The organism is Candidatus Solirubrobacter pratensis (assembly GCF_000425945.1).
GTDB classification, from domain to species: Bacteria; Actinomycetota; Thermoleophilia; order Solirubrobacterales; family Solirubrobacteraceae; genus Solirubrobacter; species Solirubrobacter pratensis.
Genome location: NZ_AUEK01000017.1, coordinates 69594 through 87467 on the forward strand (window position 1 = coordinate 69594; position 17874 = coordinate 87467).

A 17874-nucleotide genomic window follows, 5' to 3' on the forward strand; every position below is an offset into this window, starting at 1 on the left:
CTACCACCCCGAGAGGAGGCGTCGTCATGGCCAGAGCTGTTGGGATCGATCTGGGAACCACGAATTCGGTGGTCGCCGCGACGATGGAAGGAGGCCGCGCGGAGGTGATCCCCAACGCCGAGGGCTCCCGCACGACGCCGTCGGTCGTGGCGTTCACCGATGACGGGCAGCGGCTGGTCGGACAGGTCGCCCGGCGCCAGGCGATCCTGAACCCGGAGGCGACGATCTACTCGGCAAAGCGCTTCATCGGTCGCAAGTTCCATGAGGTCGACGAGGAGACGAAGATCGTCTCCTTCAAGGTCGTCGCGGGATCCAGCGATGCCGCCCGCTTCGAGGTCCGCGGCAAGCAGTACGCGCCGGAGGAGATCTCGGCACTCGTGCTGCGCAAGCTGGCCGACGACGCGGCGAAGTTCCTCGGGGAGCGCGTCACCGAGGCGGTCATCACCGTCCCGGCGTACTTCAACGACGCGCAGCGGCAGGCGACCAAGGACGCCGGCAAGATCGCCGGCCTGGAGGTGCTGCGGATCATCAACGAGCCGACCGCGGCCGCGCTCGCCTACGGCCTTGACAAGAAGGGCTCCGAGACCGTGCTCGTGTACGACTTCGGCGGCGGGACGTTCGACGTGTCGATCCTCGACGTCGGCGACGGCGTGGTCGAGGTGCGGTCGACCAGCGGCGACGGCCACCTCGGCGGCGACGACTTCGACAAGCGCATCGTCGACTGGCTCGCCGACCAGTTCAAGAACGACACCGGCATCGACCTGCGCACCGACCCGCAGGCGCTGCAGCGCCTCTATGAGGCCGCCGAGCGCGCGAAGGTCGACCTCTCTTCGGCGACCACGGCCCAGATCAACCTGCCGTTCATCACAGCAGACGCGTCGGGGCCGAAACACCTCAACACGCAGCTCACGCGCGCGCAGTTCGAGCAACTCGTCAACGACCTGATCGAGCGCACACGCGGGCCCGTCGAGGAGGCGCTGTCGGACGCGAAGCTGACCGCCGATGACATCGACGAGGTCATCCTCGTCGGCGGCACGACACGGATCCCGAAGGTGCAGGAGCTCGTGCGCCGCCTGACCGGCGGCAAGGACCCGAACATGACGGTCAACCCCGACGAGGTCGTGGCGATCGGGGCCGCGCTGCAGGCCGGAGTGCTCAAGGGCGAGGTCGAGGACGTCGTGCTGCTCGACGTGCTGCCGCTGTCGGTCGGTCTGGAGACGCTCGGCGGCGTGATGACGAAGGTGATCGAGCGCGGCACGACGATCCCGGCCCGCCGGACCGAGACATTCTCGACCGCCGAGGACAACCAGACGGCCGTCGACGTCGTCGTGTTGCAGGGCGAGCGCGAGCTGGCCCGCGACAACCGCCAACTCGCCCGCTTCAGGCTCGAGGGCATCCGCCCCGCGCCGCGCGGCGTGCCGCAGATCGAGGTCACCTTCGACGTCGACGCCAACGGCATCCTGCACGTCTCGGCGCGCGACAAGGACACCGGCGCCGAGCAGGAGGTCACGATCGCCGAGAGCACCAACCTCGACCAGAGCGAGGTCGAGCGAATGGTGCGCGAGGCCGAGGAGCATGCGTCCGAGGACCGGCGCCGGCGCCAGGAGATCGACGCGCGCAACGAGCTGGACTCACTCGCCTACCAGGTCGAGCAGCTCGTCAACCAGCTCTCCGACCGCCTGCCCGTGCACGAGAAGGCGCGCGCCGAGCAGGTGATCGCGGACGCTCGCTCGGCGATCTCCGAGGAGGCCGGACTGGACCGCGTCCGGCCACTGAGCTCGGACCTGCAACAGCTCGCGCAGGCGCTGCCGGCCGCCGCCGCGCAGGCGGCGCCGAGCGGCAACGGCGCCGAGGCCGCGGCTGACGCCGAAGACGACGATGTCGTCGACGCCGAGTTCACCCGTGAGTGACGAAGCCCAACAGACCCCGACCGTCGAGGAGCTCGAGGCCCGCAACGCGGAGCTCGAGGACCGCTACAAGCGCGCCCTCGCCGATCTCGACAACTACCGCAAACGCGTCGCGCGGGACGTACAGCGGCGCCTGGACGAGGGCACGGATGCTCTCGTCCGCGACTGGCTGGAGCTGGTCGACAGCGTCGATCGCGCGACGCGCGCCGACGGCGACGCCTTCGCGCCGCTGCGTGAGCAGATCGCCGCGATCCTCGAGCGCGAAGGGATCGCCCGCCTGGGTGCGGCGGGCGAGCCGTTCGATCCGGAGCGCCATGAGGCGGTCGGCGTGCGCGAGACCGACGAGGTCCCTGACCGCACGATCGTCGACGTCGCGCGCTCCGGGTTCGAGCGCCGCGATCGCGTGCTGCGCCCAGCACAGGTCATCGTCTCGCGGAGGCGCTGATGGCCGTCGGCTACCAGGACTACTACGAGGCGCTCGGCGTCCCGCGCGACGCGAGCAACGAGGACATCCGGCGGGCATACCGCCGCCTCGCCCGCGAGTACCACCCGGACGTCAACAAGGACCCGGGCGCCGAGGACCGCTTCAAGGAGATCTCGGAGGCCTACGAGGTGCTGCGCGATCCCGAGAAGCGCGAGCGCTACGACCGCCTCGGTTCCAACTGGCGCTCCGGGCAGGACGTCTCGGGGGCGCCCGGCTTCGAGGAGTACTTCAGCCAGGGCCGTGGCGCGCCCGACGGCTTCGAGGACGTGCGGGTCCAATTCGGCGGCGACGGCGACTTCAGCGACCTGTTCGAGGGCCTGTTCGGCGGCCGCGGCGGTCGCCGCTCGGCGCGCCGCGCCGCCACCCGCGACGCCGTGCTCGAGCTCGACCTCGAGGAGGCCGCGCGCGGCGGGCGGCGGCGCGTGACGCTCGGCGACGGGCGCGAGTTCGAGGTCGACATCCCGCCGGGCGTGCGCGACGGCGAGGCGATCAGGGTCCCAGGCGCCAACCTGCTGCTGCGCATTCAGCTGCGCCCGCACCGCCGCTTCCGCTTCCGCGGCGACGACCTCGAGACCGACGTCGACGTCGCTCCATGGGAGGCCGCGCTCGGCGCGGAGGTGCGCGTGCCGACGCTCGACGGCGGCGCGCGCGTGAAGGTCCCCGCGGGCTCGTCGTGCGGGCGGCGCCTGCGTCTGCGCGGCGCCGGGCTCGGCGGCAGCGATCTCTACGCGGTCGTGAGGATCGTCGTGCCCAAGAAGCTGTCCAGGAAGGAGCGCGAGCTGTTCCGGGAGCTCGCCGACACGTCCAAGTTCGATCCGCGGAGGTCCTGATGCCGACGCTGGCGCTGGTGCGGATGAACGGCAGGCTGGACAGGCTCGCGCGCGAGGCCGGGATGCACCCCGATCTGGTCGCGCGCTTCATCCGCCTCGGGCTGGTCGATCCCGCCGAGCCGGGCGCGGGCGCACGGCTGGCGCAGGCCGCACGGCTGCGGCGCGACCTCGGGATCGGCTACTCGGGCGCGGTGCTGGCGTGCCGGCTGCTGGCGCGGATCGACGAACTGGAGGCGCGGCTGCGCCGCTACGAGAGGTGACGACATGGATCCAAACCGGCTGACCCAGAAGAGCCAGGAGGCGCTTCACGACGCGCAGACGAAGGCAATGCGCTTCGGGCATACCGAGGTCGACGTCGAGCACGTACTGCTCGCGCTGCTCGACCAGCGCGACGGCATCGCCGTCCGGCTTCTCGCCCGCCTGGGCGCCGACCTCGACGGCATCCGGCGCGACGTCGAGCAGGCGCTCGAGCGCCGGCCTCGCGTGTCCGGCTCGGGCCAGGGCAACGTCACCGTCACGCGCGCGCTCGGGGTGCTGCTCGACCGCGCCGAGCAGGAGGCCGAGCGGCTCAAGGACGATTACGTGTCCGTGGAGCACCTGCTGCTCGCGCTGTTGGAGGCCGATACGCCGGCCAAGCGGATCCTGCATCAGCACGGCGTTGACCGCGACCGCGTGCTCGAGGCGCTGACCGCCGTGCGCGGCGCGCAGCGCGTCACCTCGGCAACGCCCGAGAGCGCGTACGAGGCGCTGGAGAAGTACGGGCGGGACCTCGTCGCGGAGGCGTCCAAGGGCAAGCTCGACCCCGTGATCGGGCGCGACGAGGAGATCCGCCGCACGATCCAGATCCTCAGCCGCAAGACCAAGAACAACCCGGTCCTGATCGGCGAGCCGGGCGTCGGCAAGACGGCGATCGTCGAGGGGCTGGCGCAGCGGATCGTCAACGGCGACGTGCCGGAGGGGCTGCGCGACAAGACCGTGTTCGCACTCGACATGTCCTCGCTCGTCGCGGGCGCCAAGTACCGCGGCGAGTTCGAGGAGCGCCTGCAGGCCGTGCTCGGCGAGATCAAAGCGGCCGAGGGCCGCATCCTGCTGTTCATCGACGAGCTGCACACCGTCGTCGGCGCCGGCGCCGCCGAGGGCGCCATGGACGCCGGCAACATGCTCAAGCCGATGCTCGCGCGCGGCGAGCTGCACTGCATCGGCGCCACGACGCTGTCCGAGTACGGCAAGCACATCGAGAAGGACGCCGCGCTGGAGCGCCGCTTCCAGCCGGTGATGGTCGACGAGCCGACGGTCGAGGACACGATCTCGATCCTGCGCGGCCTGCGCGAGCGGCTCGAGGTCCACCACGGCGTGCGGATCCAGGACGCCGCGCTTGTCGCTGCCGCCACGCTCTCGCACCGCTACATCACCGACCGCTTCCTGCCCGACAAGGCGATCGACCTCGTCGACGAGGCGTGCGCGGTGGTGCGCACCGAGATCGACTCGATGCCGCAGGAGCTGGACCAGATCACGCGCCGCGTGATGCGGCTGGAGATCGAGGAGGCGGCGCTCCAGAAGGAGTCCGACGAGGCCTCCAAGCAGCGTCTGGAGGCGCTGCGCGCCGAGCTCGCCGACCTGCGCGCCCAGGCCGACGCGATGCGCGCCCAGTGGGAGGCCGAGCGCAGCGCGATCCGCAAGCTGCAGGCGCTGCGCGAGGAGCTCGAGCGCCTGCGGCGCGAGATCGAGGACGCGGAGCGCCGCTACGACCTCAACCGCGCCGCCGAGCTGCGCTACGGCCGCCTGCAGGAGCTCGAGCGCCGGCTGCAGGGCGAGGAGGAGCGCCTCGAGTCCAAGCAAGGCGGCGTCCGGCTGCTGCGCGAGGAGGTCACCGACGACGAGATCGCCGAGATCGTCGCGCGCTGGACGGGCATCCCGGTTGCGCGCCTGATGGAGGGCGAGCGCGAGAAGCTGCTGCGGCTCGACGAGGTGCTGCACGAGCGCGTGATCGGCCAGGACGAGGCGGTCCAGCTCGTCGCCGACGCGATCATCCGCGCTCGCGCCGGGATCAAGGACCCGAAGCGGCCGATCGGCTCGTTCATCTTCCTCGGCCCGACCGGCGTCGGGAAGACCGAGCTCTCGCGCGCGCTGGCCGAGGCGCTGTTCGACTCCGAGGACAACATCGTCCGGCTGGACATGTCCGAGTACCAGGAGCGCCACACCGTCAGCCGGCTTGTCGGGGCGCCTCCCGGCTACATCGGCTACGAGGAGGGCGGCCAGCTGACCGAGGCAGTGCGCCGCAAGCCGTACGCGGTCGTGCTGTTCGACGAGATCGAGAAGGCGCATCCCGACGTCTTCAACACGCTGCTGCAGGTGCTCGACGACGGCCGCCTGACCGACAGCCAGGGCCGCCGCGTCGACTTCCGCAACACCGTGATCATCATGACCTCGAACATCGGCTCCGTGTACCTGCTGGAAGGAATCACGGAGAGCGGCGAGCTCCCCGGGGACGTGCGCGCCCGCGTGATGGCCGAGCTGCGCGAGCACTTCCGGCCCGAGTTCCTCAACCGCGTCGACGAGACGGTGCTCTTCAAGCCGCTCACGCTGGACGAGATCGAGCGGATCGTCGAGCTGCAGATCGACTCGCTGCGTGAGCGCCTGGCCGAGCGCCGGATCGCGCTGGAGCTGAACGAGGCGGCGCAGCACTTCATCGCGCGCGAGGGCTACGACCCGGTGTATGGCGCGCGCCCGCTGCGGCGGTTCATCCAGCGCGAGGTCGAGACGCGCGTCGGGCGCGCGCTCCTGTCCGGCGAGATCGTCGACGGCTCGACGATCACGATCGACGCCGACGACGACGGGCTCGTCGTCGGCTGGGGCGTCCGGGAACGGGTCGGAGCGGCGGCATGACGATCATCGCGTGTCCGCACTGCGGCAAGAAGAACCGGGTCGGGCCGCGCCCCGAGGGCGTCCCGCGCTGCGGCAACTGCCACAACCTGCTGCCCTGGATCGTCGAGGCGGCGCCGGAGACCTTCGACGCGGAGATCGCCGCGTCGGTGCCCGTCCTCGTGGACTTCTGGGCGCCGTGGTGCGGGCCGTGCCGGATGGTCTCGCCCGCCGTCGAGGCACACGCCCGTAACCGTCCCGGCGAGCTGAAGGTGGTCAAGCTCAACGTCGACACGGCGCCGGACATCGGCGCCCGCTACCAGGCCATGAGCATCCCGCTGCTCGTGCTGATCCGCGGCGGCCAAGAGGTCGACCGGATGGTCGGCGCGGTGCCCGAGCGGCAGTTGCGCGACTGGCTGGACCGCACCCTCGCGGCGGCGGCGTAAGCGATGGATCCGCTCAGCCTCCTGTGGCTGTTCTTCATCCTTGCCTCGATGCAGCCGGCGTTCCAGCGCCAGGTGCTCATGACCCGCCGCCGCTACGCCATGGCGGCGATCTCGCGCAAGCGGCAGACGACTGTGATCAGCCTGATCCACCGGCAGGAGTCGATGTCGCTGTTCGGCTTCCCGATCGTCCGCTTCATCGACATCGACGACGCCGAGGGCATCCTGCGCGCGATCCAGGAGACGCCGCAGGGCCGGTCGATCGAGATCATCCTGCACACGCCCGGCGGCATGGTCCTGGCCGCCCAGCAGATCGCGAGCGCGCTCGCCGACCACGACGGACGCGTGACCGCGGTCGTGCCGCATTACGCGATGAGCGGCGGCACCCTGATCGCGATGGCCGCCGACGAGATCCTGATCGACGCGCATTCGGCGCTCGGCCCGGTCGACCCGCAGCTCGGCGAGTTCCCGGCCGCGTCGCTCGTCGAGGTGTCCGAGATGCCCGGCGACCACGAGGACAAGACGCTGCTGCTCGCCGACGTCGGCCGCAAGGCGCTCGTGCAGGTCGAGAGCTTCGTGACGCGCCTGCTCGCGAAGCGCATGCCGCCCGATCGGGCGGCGGCCGTCGCGCAGCTGCTGGCGACCGGGAGGTGGACGCACGACCACCCGCTGCTCGCGCGGGACCTGGCGCTGCTGGGCCTCCCGGTCAAGGTCGGCGTGCCGGAGGACGAGCGCGAGCTGATGACGCTCTATCCGCAGCCGCGCGGGCGCACGTCGCCGGTGGAGTACGTGCCCGTTGAGCCGGGGATGCCGAACCGGCGCGCGCGCCAATGAACGCGCCGCCCCGGACCTCGAGCGATCTGCTGCGGATCGGGGACCTGACCGCGGTGGAGCTCGACGACGCGCTCGCGCTCGCGGGCGCGATGAAGGCGGAGCCGATGGCGCGGCGCGACGCGCTCGAAGGGCGCTCGCTGGCGTGCTTCCTCGACGATCCGGCCACGCGTCAGCACGTCGTCGTCGCCACCGCGGCGCGTCGGCTCGGGCTGCTGCCCGTGATGCTGACGCGGCGCGAGGTGGAGCGCCTGCGCACCGACCCGACGGGCGACACCGCGCGTGTGCTGTCCGCCTACGCCGAGGGGCTCGTCGTCGCGACGCTCACGCAGCGCGCGCTGCGCGATCTCGCGCGCGTGTCCCCCGCCCCCGTCGTGAACGCGGTCTCCGACGAAGAGAACCCGCTGCAGGCGCTCGCCGACCTGCTCACGCTGCGCACGCGCTTCGGGCCGCTCGCCGGGCTCCCGATCGCGTACGTCGGCGCCGGCGAGCTGCCCGTCGTCCACTCGCTGATGGAGGCGGCCGCGCGCGCGGGCATGGAGTTGCGGATCGCGTGCCCGCCCAAGCACCGCCCGATCGGCGAGATCGCCGCGGCGACCGAGGCGCTGGCCGAGGCGCACGGGGGCCGCATCCGGATCGTCAGCGATCCGCGCGAGGCGGTCGAAGGCGTGCGCGTCGTGTACACGGCGGCGTGGCCCGGGCGGTTGGATGCGAGCTACCGCGTCGACACGGCGCTGCTGCGCGAGGCACTGCTGATGCACCCGCTGCCGGCATGGCGCGGCGCCGAGGTGACGCGGGCGGCGCTCGAGGGGCCGCGCTCGCTGGTCGCCGAGCAGGCTGCGAACGCGCTGCCGGCGACCCAGGCGGCGATCTTCTCGGTGCTCCGGTGACCGGCCTAGCGACGCTCGAGAACCCGCTGGTGGAAGGGCTCGAGCGCCTGCCGGCGGACCCGACCGCGCTGTGCATCTTCGGCGCCACCGGCGACCTCGCCCGGCGCAAGCTGATGCCCGCGCTGTACAACCTCGCGCACGAGGGCTCGCTGCCGGAGCGCTTCTTCCTGATCGGCGTCGCGCGCGGCGACCTCACCGACGAGGACTTCCGCTCGCAGGCCGCCGAGGCGATCTTGACCTACTCGCGGCGGCCGCCTGACGCGGCGGTGCTCCGCGCGCTGCTCGAGGGCGCGCGCTTCGTCCCTGGCTCCTTCGGCGAGGACCCGCTCTACGACGCGCTCGCGAGCGCGCTCGGCGACTGCGACGCGCAGGCCGGGGTGCCGCTCAACCGCACGTTCTACCTGTCCACGGCGCCCGAGTTCTTCAGCGTGATCGCCGAACGGCTCGGCGCGCACGGGCTCAACCGGCGCGAGAACGCCGCCGTGCGGATCGTGATCGAGAAGCCGTTCGGCACCACCCTCGCCGAGGCGAAGGCGCTCAACCGGCACGTGCTGGCCGTGTTCAGCGAGTCCCAGGTGTTCCGGATCGACCACTACCTCGGCAAGGAGACCGTCCAGAACCTGCTCGCGTTCCGCTTCGCCAACTCGCTGTTCGAGCCGGCCTGGAACCGCAACACGGTCGACTCCGTGCAGATCACGGCGGCCGAGGACCTCGGCATCGGCGGCCGCGCGGGCTACTACGAGCGCGCCGGCGCGCTGCGCGACCTGGTGCAGAACCACATGCTGCAGCTGCTCTCTCACGTGGCGATGGAGCCGCCGGTCGACTTCAGCGCCGACGAGGTGCGCGACGAGAAGGTCAAGGTGCTGCGCGCGATCCCGCTGCCGACCGAGGACGGGGCGTTCCGCATGGCGGTGCGCGCGCAGTACGGGCCGGGCGTGGTCGGCGGCGAGCCGGTCCCGGGCTACCTCGAGGAGCCGGGCGTGCCGCGGGACTCCATCACCGAGACCTATGCGGCGCTGCGGCTGAACGTGGAGAGCTGGCGCTGGGCGGGCGTCCCGTTCTATCTGCGGACCGGGAAGCGGCTGGCGCGCAAGGTGACCGAGATCGCGATCCGGCTGAAGCCGGTACCGCACCCGGGCTTCACCCAACAGGGCTCGATCGGCGCGCAGCCGAATCAGGTGATCCTCACGATCCAGCCCGACGAGGGCGTCTCGATCTCGCTGTCGGCCAAGATCCCCGGCACGCGGATGCGGATCCGTCCGGTGCTGATGCAGTTCCTGTACGGCTCGTCGTTCCTGTCGGAGTCGCCGGAGGCCTACGAGCGCCTGATCGCCGACGCCATGCGCGGGGACGCGACGCTGTTCACGCGCAACGACGAGGTCGAGGCGCAGTGGCGTATCTGCGACCCGATCGTGCAGGCGTGGGGAAGCACGCCGGGTCCGCTGCCGCAGTACTCGGCGGGCTCTCAGGGGCCGCCGGAGGCCGATCTGATCCTGCGCCCGGGCGACGCCTGGAGACGCATCTGAAGCGCTTCGTCGACCTTGGCGGCCAGGCGCTCCTCGGCGCGCGTGATGCCGGCGTGGTGGAGGTCGCCGACCGGCGATGAACTCCGCGGCCTCCTTCGCTCCTCTCACTCCGGCTCGACGAGCCCGTAGTCGCCGGGCGGATTGTCGGAGTACGTGCGCTGCCGGACGATCTCGCGTTCCTCGGGCGGCTTGAGCCACGGCCGCGCGCGCTCGCCGAGCCCGAGGTCGGCGAGCGCGCGCTGCAGCGTGCGCGGCTCGTCGCGCTGGGCGACGTCGGCGCCGGCCACGCGGCGCAGCTGGCGACGCAGCCGGTCGGCCGCCGCTTCGGCGGCGGCGTCCGGGCCGGGCGCCGAGACATGCGCCGCGAGGGTGCGCGACGACCCGGAGCGGATGTGCGCGTCGACGGTGTACGGGCGTTCGCCGGGTCCGCCGTGGGCGTGCCGCACGGTCGCGCGGACGACGAGCGGCTCGTTGGAGTACCGGGCAAGCTGCTCGAAGTGGCGCCGGACGGCGGCGAGCCGTCGCTCGGGGACGTCGTCGGGCACCGACAGCTCGACCTCGGCTGGACGCGTCGTGGCCATGCGTCGTTGACTACGACGCAGCGCGCCGCGATCAAGTCAGTCGCCGGCGCGCACGAACGGCGCGACCGCGCGCAGCACTTCGCTCGCCAGCTGCGGGCCTTCGGCGGGGTTCAGCGGCGTCGCCCCGATCCGCACGATGACCTCGTCGCCGTCGAGCTCCTCGAGCGTGATCCGGGGGCCGCCGCGGATCGGCGTCGAGATGTGCTCGCTCAGGTGCTGCTCGACGTCCATCGGCGAGATGCCCGCGCGCAGCCGGGCGCGCAGGTCGACGCCGGTCGGCTCGCGCAGCGGCACGATCGCGACGTTGAGGAGGACCGCGTTCGGGACCAGGATCGGGTCGCCGCCGCTGGAGAACGTCGTGTAGAGCAGGCCGAGCATGGAGACCGTCCCCTCGAGCGAGCCGGCCAGCGGGCCGCCCTGCAGGCGCACGCGCTCGCCGACGCGGAACGGGTGCGCGGTCAGCAGCACCGTGCCGGCGATCAGGTGACCGATCGTCTGCTGCGCCGCAAGGCCGACGATCACCGCGGTGACGGCGCCGCCGAGCGCCAGCGTGCGCGGCGCGATGCCGGCGATCCGAAGCGCGACGACGATGGCGGCCAGCATCGTGAGCAGCCGCAGCAGGAAGTCCATCGTGCCCGCCGTCCCCGGCTCAAGCCGGTCGAGCAGCGGCGGGGCGAGCGCTCGCTCGATGTCGCGCCCGAGCTCCCAGCCGAGCACGACGACCGCAACAGCGGTGAGCCAGCGCACCGCGGTGTCGGCGTCGTCGCCAAACAGGTCGCCTCGGAAGTGGTAGATGACGAGGACGCCGACGAGCAGCGGGAGCAGCGCGACCGACTTGATGCGCGCGCGCTTGACGGCGCGGCGGCTCAAGCGCCGTCCCAGCTCCAGCGCGGCCGGGTGCGCGCGTGACCATCCATGGCGCCGCGCCGCCATTCGCCTACCCGGCGGAGGCCGCCATCAGGCGCTGCGCCTCGTCGGCGACCTCATCGTCGACGACGACGTCGAAGTGGTCGGCCGAGAGCTGCCGCGTCGAGGCGAAGTCGCGCCGGCCGCCGCTCAGCGCGTGCAGAAGGACGGCGATCAGCGCGCCGAGAACGGCGCCGAACCAGAGGCCGTCGAGCGCGAGCCAGAACGAGCCGACGACCGGAGCGAACCAGTTGAAGACGCCGAACAGCCAGCCGATCAGGAAGCCGATCACGGCGCCGCTCAGCGCGCCACCGAGCGCCGCGCGGCCGTAGGTCATGCGGCCGGTCACCTGCTCGACGAGCTTGAGGTCGCGCCCGACGATCGCCACGCGTTCGACCGGGAACCCCCGGTCGGCGAGGCGGTCGACGGAGCGCTCGGCGTCCTCGTAGCTGCGGAACGTGGCCACGGCGCGGCGGGCCGACGGCGCGGCGGCCGGGCGCGAGAAGTAGGTGCTCATGCCGCTGCCGATAGGACGCCACCCGAGACCGTCAATCGCGGCCGCATGGCCGGCGGTCGCCTCGACGGCCTGCAGCCGCCCCCTCGACGCGCCCGATGCGGGGGTGGGCGCCGCATCGCGCTGCGCGGTCCGGGTCGCCCTCGATCTCCACCTCACGGCGCACGACACCTTCCGCCTCGATGACGCGTTCCCGCCGCCACGCGGACCGCGGCCGCTCGAGATGATCTGAGATGACGACCGAACCGATCGACGTCGTCGCCGTCAGTCTCGAGGAGGCCGAGGCGCAGATCGCCGAGTTCTGGGTCGGCGGCGTGCTGTTCGCGCAGACGCTCCCGGACGTCGGCCAACTCGTGCTGCGAATCGAGCCCCGTAGCGACGGACGGCCCTGGAAGGTGAGCTTCAGCGAATTGCGTCGCGCCCTGGCCCGAGCGGCCGAGCTGCTGGCGCTGCAAGCTAGACCGAGCTGAGCCACCGGCCGCTCGCGGGCTCCACCGCCGGCCAGGTCACCATCGCCCGCAGCGCCTCCAGCGCGCTCTGCTCGATCTGGCGCACCCGTTCCGCGCTGAGGCCGAGATCCTCGGCGATCTCGCGCAGCGTGAGCTGCACGCCGTCAAGTCCGAAGCGGCCGGACAGGACGAACCGCTCGCGCTCGTCGAGCTGCGCCAAGAGCGCCGGGAGCGACTCCGCGGTCGTCTGGCGGGTGACGCACTCGAACTCGTCTTCGGCGCGAGGGTCGACCAACAGGTCGCCGAGGCGGTCACGGTCGTCACCGCCACCGACCGGCTCCTCGAGTGCTCGCGGGCGAGCGCCGGCGGCCATCAGGCGGTCGACACGGTCCTCGTCCATCTCGGCCGCCGCGGCGAGCTGGGCTCGGGTCGGTTCCGTTCTGTGCTGTTGCAGGTAGGTCTGCCGCGAGGCGCCCAGGCGAGCAAGCTCGCGGTGCGCGCGGTCCGAGAGCACGACCGGGCCGGCGAGCTCAGAGACCAGCTGCTGCATCGCCTGCCGGACCCACCAGGTGGCGTACGCCCAGAACGGCGTGCCGAGCGAGGGGTCGTAGCGCTCGAGCGCACGCAGGAGCCCGACCACCCCCTGCTGCATCAGCTCGCTGCGATCGATGACGCCCCAGCGGACATACCCGCGCGCCACGCGCCCGATCAGCGGGCAGAACGCCTCGATGAGCTCCTCGCGCCGACCGCGATCGTGCTTGGCGGCAAGAACCAGCTCGCGGCGGTCCATGCTCGCGTCGTGCCGACGCCCATTGTCTCGCTGGCGGCCCACGGTCACCTCCCGACTCGCTCGGGCGAGTGTCGATCGCGCAGCCGGCACTCGCGTCCGCCAGGTGCACAGTCCGAGTGGCCAGTCAGTCGCTAGCCGCGGCCGGCGCGCCGCGGGCCGCTCCCGCTAGGCGGCCTGTGGGTCATCTGGAAGCGCGCGGTGAAGCTGGGTCCGAGAGTTGATTCCGAGCTTCGCGAACACCTTGCGGAGGTGGTACTGCACAGTGCGGGGGCTGATGAACAGGCGGGTGGCGATCTCCGGGTTCGAGAGCCCATCGCGGGCAAGCCGGGCGATCTGTGCTTCCTGCGCGGTGAGCTGGTCGCGCGTGTCGGGAGTGCGCACGCGGACGGTCTCGCCGGTGGCCATCAGCTCCCGGCGGGCGCGCTCTGCGAACGCCGCAGCCTCCATCGACGCGAACATCTCGTGCGCGGTGCGCAACTGCTCGCGCGCATCGGTGCGGCGCTGCTCGCGCCGCAGCCATTCGCCGTATAGAAGGTGCGCACGAGCGAGGTCCAGCGCGAAGCGGCAGCGCCCGAGCCGGTCGATCGCCTCGCGGTAGAGGCCTTCGGCGGACGCGGGGCCGCTCACGAGCGCGCGCACGCGCGCCTCGATCCCGAGCGCCAGTTCGGTTCCCGCCGCCCGGCAGCGCTCGGCAAGGCGCTCCACCCCGGCATCGGCGAGCTCGATCCTGCCGCTCCGCGACGCCGCTTCGACCAGCTCCGGCAGCGCCCACGCGGAGAGCATCAGCTCATCCCGGAAACCCGCGCTCTGGGCCGGCGCGAGCGCGGCCGCGTGTTGACCGAGGCCGTTATGGAGCACGGCACGGGCATGCTCGCCGAAGGTGAGCACGACTCCCTCGCTGCGCCCGATCGCCGCCGTCACGCCGGCCTCGATCAGCGCCAGGCCGTCCCTCTCCTCGCCTCGGAAGCCGGCGAGCGTGACCCTCCCGAAGCCGATCGGTTGCATGCCGGTCGCATCCGCGATCTCGTCGGCCTCGTCCAGCAGCGCCTCGGCGGCGGCCAGCTTGCCCTCGAAACACCGCAGCAGCGAGAGCAGGTTGAGCGCGAGTGGAAGCACCGCAAGCGCGCCGGACTCGCGCGAGATCTGCACGTTGCGAGTGGCGAGCGCATGCCAGGTGTCGTCGTCGAACAGGTCCGGCGCGACGCGACGAGCGATCCAGGGCCAGCGCACGTTCTGCGCGCCGCGACCGCCCTCGTCGCGAACCGCGACAAGCGCCCGCTTGAGCGTGTGCGCGCTGGCGGCGTAGCCATCCGTGAAGCGGACGGCCAGGCCGTCGAGCAGCACGTCGATCGGATGCGCCGCTCCTGGCCGGGGCGGCGCGCCGCGCGCGGCCTTCGCCGCGGCGAGCATGCCGCCGCCTAGGCGGCCGGCGATGCTCGCCGCCCGCAGCGCTTCAACGTAGGTCTCGCGCGCGAGGCCGGGATCGAGCGATTCGAGTCGCTTGGCCGCGTCGAGGAGCAGCGGCACCGCGTCTTCCCCGCGTCTCAGGTCGAGAGCGATCTGTCCGTTGAGCCGCTGGAGCACGGCGCCGTCGAACTCCTCCAGCGGCCCGTCCGCGGCCGCCGACAGCAGCGCCATCGCCTCCTCGGGCGCCCCGGCCAGCTGCGTTGCACCTGCGGCCCGGAGCGAGCGCCGCGCTTGCGCGTCGGGATCGAGCGTGAGTGCCGCGGCGCGCTGCAGGAACGCGGCGGCTGCCGCCAGTCCGCCGCGTGCCTGTGCGCGCCCAGCCGAGCGCTCCAGGTCCGCGGCCACGTTCTCGTCGGGTCCGAGTGCGGCCTGGGCGCGGTGCCAGACCTGGCGATCGGGATCGGTCTCGGCATCGGTGCCTGCGGCCAGCGCGCGATGAACGGCCTGCCGCTCCTCAGCGGTGGCCGCTCGGTAGATCGCCGAGCGCAGGAGCGGGTGGCGGAAGGCGACCCGCGCACCGAGCTCGAGCATGCCATCGCCCACGGCGGGCTCCATCGCGTCCGTGGCGATCCCGAGCTCTGCCGCCGATCGCCACAAGAGCGCCGGCTCGCCGGTCGGCTCGGCCGCGGCCAGCAGCAGCAGCCGCTGCGTGGCGGCCGGCAGTTGCTGCGCGCGGCGCCAGAAAGTCGCCTCGATTCGGCTCTCCAGCGGCAGCTGGGCCGGGATGCCGAAGCCGCCTGCGAACTCGGCGGGCGACAATGCGCGTGGCAGCTCGAGCAACGCGAGCGGGTTGCCGCGAGCCTCGGCGAGGATACGCTCGCGCACGCGCCGATCCAGCGGTGCGCCGATCACCGATGAGAGCAGCTCGCGCGCGTTCGCGTCCGGCAGTCCTTCGAGCCGCAGTTGCGGCAGCCGCGCGTACGCATCGAGCTCGAGCGGCTCGCGCACCGCGAACAGGAGGACGACCGCGTCGGCCTTCAGGCGACGGGCCACGAACGCGAGGGTTTGCGCCGACGACCGGTCAAGCCATTGGACGTCATCGACGAGGCACAGCACCGGCGTCCGCTCCGCAGCCTCGGAGAGCAGGCTGAGCACGGCGAGACTGATCAGGAAGCGCTCGGGCGGGGCGCCGGAGCTCAGCCCGAAGGCGGTCTCGAGCGCGTCGCGCCGTGGCGGTGGCAGCCGATCGAGATGGCCGAGCAGCTCCCCACACAACTGATGAAGACCGGCAAACGGGAGCTCCATCTCCCATTCGGCCCCGACCGCGCGGACCACCGTGTAGCCCTCGGCCGACTCGGCGGCGTAGTCCAGAAGCGCCGTCTTGCCTGCGCCCGGCGCGCCGCGCAGCAGCAGGACCGCGCTCTGTCCCGCCTTCGCATCGGCGAGCAGGCGATCGAGCCTGGCGCACTCCCCGCTACGGCCGACCAGCACGATTACGCGCCCGTTCCGGCGCTACCCGCCGGAGACCATGGCCACGACCCGTATCTCACGGGCGTCCCCAAGCGGGCTGTCCAGACCGCCGCGCTCGCGATGATCGGTCCCGTCGACATACACGTTCAGATGCCGATGCAACTCACCTCGCTCGGTGAACAGCAGGTCCGCAACGGGCAGCGCGCGCAGCGCTTCCCCGACGGTCTCCGCCTCGACCTCGAAGCGTCGCCTGCCCTCCGCCTGCGCGGCCAGGATGCTCGGGACCACTAACTCGACCATCGTGTGACCTCGATCGACAGGATGGGCGGAAGGTGCCGCACCGCCTCCACCCAGCGGTCGCCGTCGGTGAGCACGAAGAACGAGCCGCTCTGCGTGCCGAAATAGAGCGACTCGGCGTCGTAGGCCGAAGCTTCGCGCAGCACCGCCGCCCAGGCCTGCTCGGGCAGGCCGTCGGTCATCGCCTCCCACGTCGCGCCCGCGTCTCGCGTCCGGTATACGGCGAGCCGCGCGCCGGGGCTGTAGTGATACTCAAAACTCGTCTCCGGGATCACGAAAGCGGCATCCGGATCTTTCGGGTCCAGCATGAGAGGAAAGCCGAAGCCGCCCGGCAGCCCGTCCTCGTCGAGCCGCACCCACGAATCGCCGCGGTCGTCGGAGCGGTACACCCCGAAATGATTCTGCTGCCAGAGCCGGTCCGGTCGCGCCGGGTGCAGCAGCAGCTTGTGCGGGCACTGCCCGACCTCGGCATGCGGGTCCCCCAGGAACTCGGCTACGACGTTGTTGTTGAGCGGGTTCCAGGTCTCACCGCCGTCATCGGAACCGAAGACGCCGGCCGCGGTGATGCCGACGTACATGCGCCCGCCGTCGCGGGGGTCGAGCTGGATCGAATGGCAGCTCATCCCTCCGGCGCCTGGAAGCCAGCGATCACGCGTAGGGTGCTCGAGCAGCCCGCGATTCACCTCCCAGCTCTCGCCACCGTCATCGGATCGGAAGAGCACACCGGGGTCGGCGCCGAGATAGAGCGTCTCGGGCTCCTCCGGCCGCCCCGGCTCGATGTGCCACGTCGCGTTCAGTGTCAGCCCCGACTCCTCGGGCAACCCGATCTTCTTCGACCGCGTCCAGGTCGCACCGCCGTCCGTCGAGCGCTGGACGGTAGGCCCATAGACGAGGTGATTCGCCGCCGCGAACAGCGTGCCGTCACGCGGATCGAACGTCGCGTGGTAGATCCCCCAGCCGTCGAGCAGCGGGCCGTCGACGCGCCACTTACGGCGATCGTCGGCGCCCCATAGACAGAAGAGCCCCTTGCGAGTGCCGACGAGCGCCACGACCCCCATCGCCGGTATCGCCTAGATCTTCGAGTAGTTCGGCATCTCGGCCCCGCAGTCGTGCTGCCAGGACGGCTAATCGACCATCAACAGGATTCTGTCACGCGCCGAGCGGACGTCTCCAGGCACGGCCGCAGGCGAGCTCGTCCGGGGTCATCGCCGGGTTGCGCGAGGATCTCGAGCGACGAACCGGGGCTCGCGGGGCTTCGCCGGAGGAGCACGACGTCTCGGCGCGGATCGACCCTTCCAAGCGGAGCGTTGGCTACCGGCCGGCAAAGGCCTCTAGGCGGGCGACCGCGATCGACAAGTGGCGTTGCTCCTCGCATGCGGCGGCCTATCGCGACGGCACTCGTGCCTTCGGCCTCGATCCACTTCGCGCGCGGCGCGGGACCGCCACGAGGTTGACGCGCAAGCGGGCCGTCCTACGTGCACACGCACCCGCAAACGACTGAAGGAGGCGCATGACAGCGCTCGTAGAGACGTTTCCCGACCGGCTGCGAGAGCTCAACCGCGGCGTGACCGTCTACATGGATGTTCCAGGAGTCCGCTCCGAGGATCTCGCGATCGAGCTCCAGAAGCTCGGGATGGAGAACATCGGCACGCCGACGCTCATCGGACCCGCGAACTGACTCGGCGCC

Annotated in this window: 18 protein-coding genes; 11 read left to right on the top strand and 7 right to left on the bottom strand. The window is 71.9% G+C overall.

What is annotated here, in order from left to right:
- Positions 1 to 26 precede the first annotated feature (26 nt).
- From dnaK to zwf, 9 genes are read left to right on the top strand one after another with little or no spacing between them, the layout of a single operon-like run.
- Positions 27 to 1910 carry a molecular chaperone DnaK gene (gene dnaK, locus H958_RS0122020; RefSeq protein ID WP_028060227.1) on the top strand — a complete coding sequence of 628 codons (1884 nt, stop codon included), beginning with the start codon at positions 27 to 29 and terminating at the stop codon, positions 1908 to 1910.
- Positions 1903 to 2352, top strand: coding sequence for a nucleotide exchange factor GrpE (locus H958_RS39505; protein ID WP_051324667.1), 450 nt, complete (start codon positions 1903 to 1905; stop codon positions 2350 to 2352). Before dnaK ends, H958_RS39505 begins: the two co-directional genes overlap by 8 nt.
- The gene (locus H958_RS0122030; RefSeq protein ID WP_028060228.1) at positions 2352 to 3221 is read left to right on the top strand and encodes a DnaJ domain-containing protein; all 870 of its coding nucleotides are present in this window, start codon (positions 2352 to 2354) and stop codon (positions 3219 to 3221) included. The genes H958_RS39505 and H958_RS0122030 overlap by 1 nt, the downstream gene beginning before the upstream one ends.
- Positions 3221 to 3481, top strand: coding sequence for a chaperone modulator CbpM (locus H958_RS0122035; protein WP_028060229.1), 261 nt, complete (start codon positions 3221 to 3223; stop codon positions 3479 to 3481). Before H958_RS0122030 ends, H958_RS0122035 begins: the two co-directional genes overlap by 1 nt.
- A gap of 4 nt (positions 3482 to 3485) precedes the next feature.
- The gene (clpB, locus tag H958_RS0122040; protein WP_028060230.1) at positions 3486 to 6107 is read left to right on the top strand and encodes an ATP-dependent chaperone ClpB; all 2622 of its coding nucleotides are present in this window, start codon (positions 3486 to 3488) and stop codon (positions 6105 to 6107) included.
- Positions 6104 to 6529 (top strand): thioredoxin, encoded by a 426-nt coding sequence (trxA, locus tag H958_RS0122045; RefSeq protein ID WP_028060231.1) that lies wholly within the window; start codon positions 6104 to 6106, stop codon positions 6527 to 6529. Before clpB ends, trxA begins: the two co-directional genes overlap by 4 nt.
- 3 nt (positions 6530 to 6532) lie before the next feature.
- Positions 6533 to 7360, top strand: a complete 828-nt coding sequence (locus H958_RS0122050) for an SDH family Clp fold serine proteinase (protein ID WP_028060232.1) — start codon at positions 6533 to 6535, stop codon at positions 7358 to 7360.
- The gene (locus H958_RS0122055; RefSeq protein ID WP_028060233.1) at positions 7357 to 8247 is read left to right on the top strand and encodes an ornithine carbamoyltransferase; all 891 of its coding nucleotides are present in this window, start codon (positions 7357 to 7359) and stop codon (positions 8245 to 8247) included. The genes H958_RS0122050 and H958_RS0122055 overlap by 4 nt, the downstream gene beginning before the upstream one ends.
- Complete coding sequence (gene zwf, locus H958_RS0122060) at positions 8244 to 9773, top strand: glucose-6-phosphate dehydrogenase (protein ID WP_028060234.1); 1530 nt, start codon at positions 8244 to 8246, stop codon at positions 9771 to 9773. The genes H958_RS0122055 and zwf overlap by 4 nt, the downstream gene beginning before the upstream one ends.
- A 104-nt stretch (positions 9774 to 9877) precedes the next feature.
- Here zwf and H958_RS0122065 read toward each other — a convergent pair whose 3' ends face one another.
- From H958_RS0122065 to H958_RS0122075, 3 genes are all read right to left on the bottom strand, one after another.
- Positions 9878 to 10354, bottom strand: coding sequence for an HPF/RaiA family ribosome-associated protein (locus H958_RS0122065; protein WP_028060235.1), 477 nt, complete (start codon positions 10352 to 10354; stop codon positions 9878 to 9880).
- A gap of 36 nt (positions 10355 to 10390) precedes the next feature.
- Positions 10391 to 11224, bottom strand: coding sequence for a mechanosensitive ion channel domain-containing protein (locus tag H958_RS43870; protein ID WP_196807491.1), 834 nt, complete (start codon positions 11222 to 11224; stop codon positions 10391 to 10393).
- 67 nt (positions 11225 to 11291) lie between these two features.
- On the bottom strand, positions 11292 to 11777 hold the full coding sequence (locus H958_RS0122075; RefSeq protein WP_028060236.1) for a general stress protein: 486 nt from the start codon (positions 11775 to 11777) through the stop codon (positions 11292 to 11294).
- Between the two features lie 230 nt (positions 11778 to 12007).
- Here H958_RS0122075 and H958_RS0122085 point away from each other — a divergent pair, with 230 nt between their 5' ends.
- Entirely contained in the window at positions 12008 to 12244 is a 237-nt protein-coding gene (locus tag H958_RS0122085; protein ID WP_028060237.1) for a hypothetical protein, read from the top strand.
- Here the strand turns inward: H958_RS0122085 and H958_RS0122090 are convergent.
- The 4 genes from H958_RS0122090 to H958_RS0122105 all read right to left on the bottom strand — a co-directional run bounded on the left by H958_RS0122090 (position 12231) and on the right by H958_RS0122105 (position 17245).
- Complete coding sequence (locus H958_RS0122090) at positions 12231 to 13013, bottom strand: sigma-70 family RNA polymerase sigma factor (RefSeq protein ID WP_028060238.1); 783 nt, start codon at positions 13011 to 13013, stop codon at positions 12231 to 12233. The two genes, H958_RS0122085 and H958_RS0122090, sit on opposite strands and share 14 nt — an antisense overlap.
- Positions 13014 to 13178: 165 nt before the next feature.
- On the bottom strand, positions 13179 to 15911 hold the full coding sequence (locus tag H958_RS0122095; protein WP_028060239.1) for a helix-turn-helix transcriptional regulator: 2733 nt from the start codon (positions 15909 to 15911) through the stop codon (positions 13179 to 13181).
- 21 nt (positions 15912 to 15932) lie between these two features.
- Complete coding sequence (locus H958_RS0122100; RefSeq protein ID WP_028060240.1) at positions 15933 to 16190, bottom strand: MoaD/ThiS family protein; 258 nt, start codon at positions 16188 to 16190, stop codon at positions 15933 to 15935.
- A complete protein-coding gene (locus tag H958_RS0122105; RefSeq protein WP_028060241.1) occupies positions 16178 to 17245 on the bottom strand; it encodes a WD40/YVTN/BNR-like repeat-containing protein in 1068 nt (355 codons plus the stop codon). The genes H958_RS0122100 and H958_RS0122105 overlap by 13 nt, the downstream gene beginning before the upstream one ends.
- Positions 17246 to 17697: 452 nt before the next feature.
- Here H958_RS0122105 and H958_RS46575 point away from each other — a divergent pair, with 452 nt between their 5' ends.
- Positions 17698 to 17865, top strand: a complete 168-nt coding sequence (locus H958_RS46575; protein WP_156028144.1) for a hypothetical protein — start codon at positions 17698 to 17700, stop codon at positions 17863 to 17865.
- Positions 17866 to 17874: the final 9 nt, after the last annotated feature.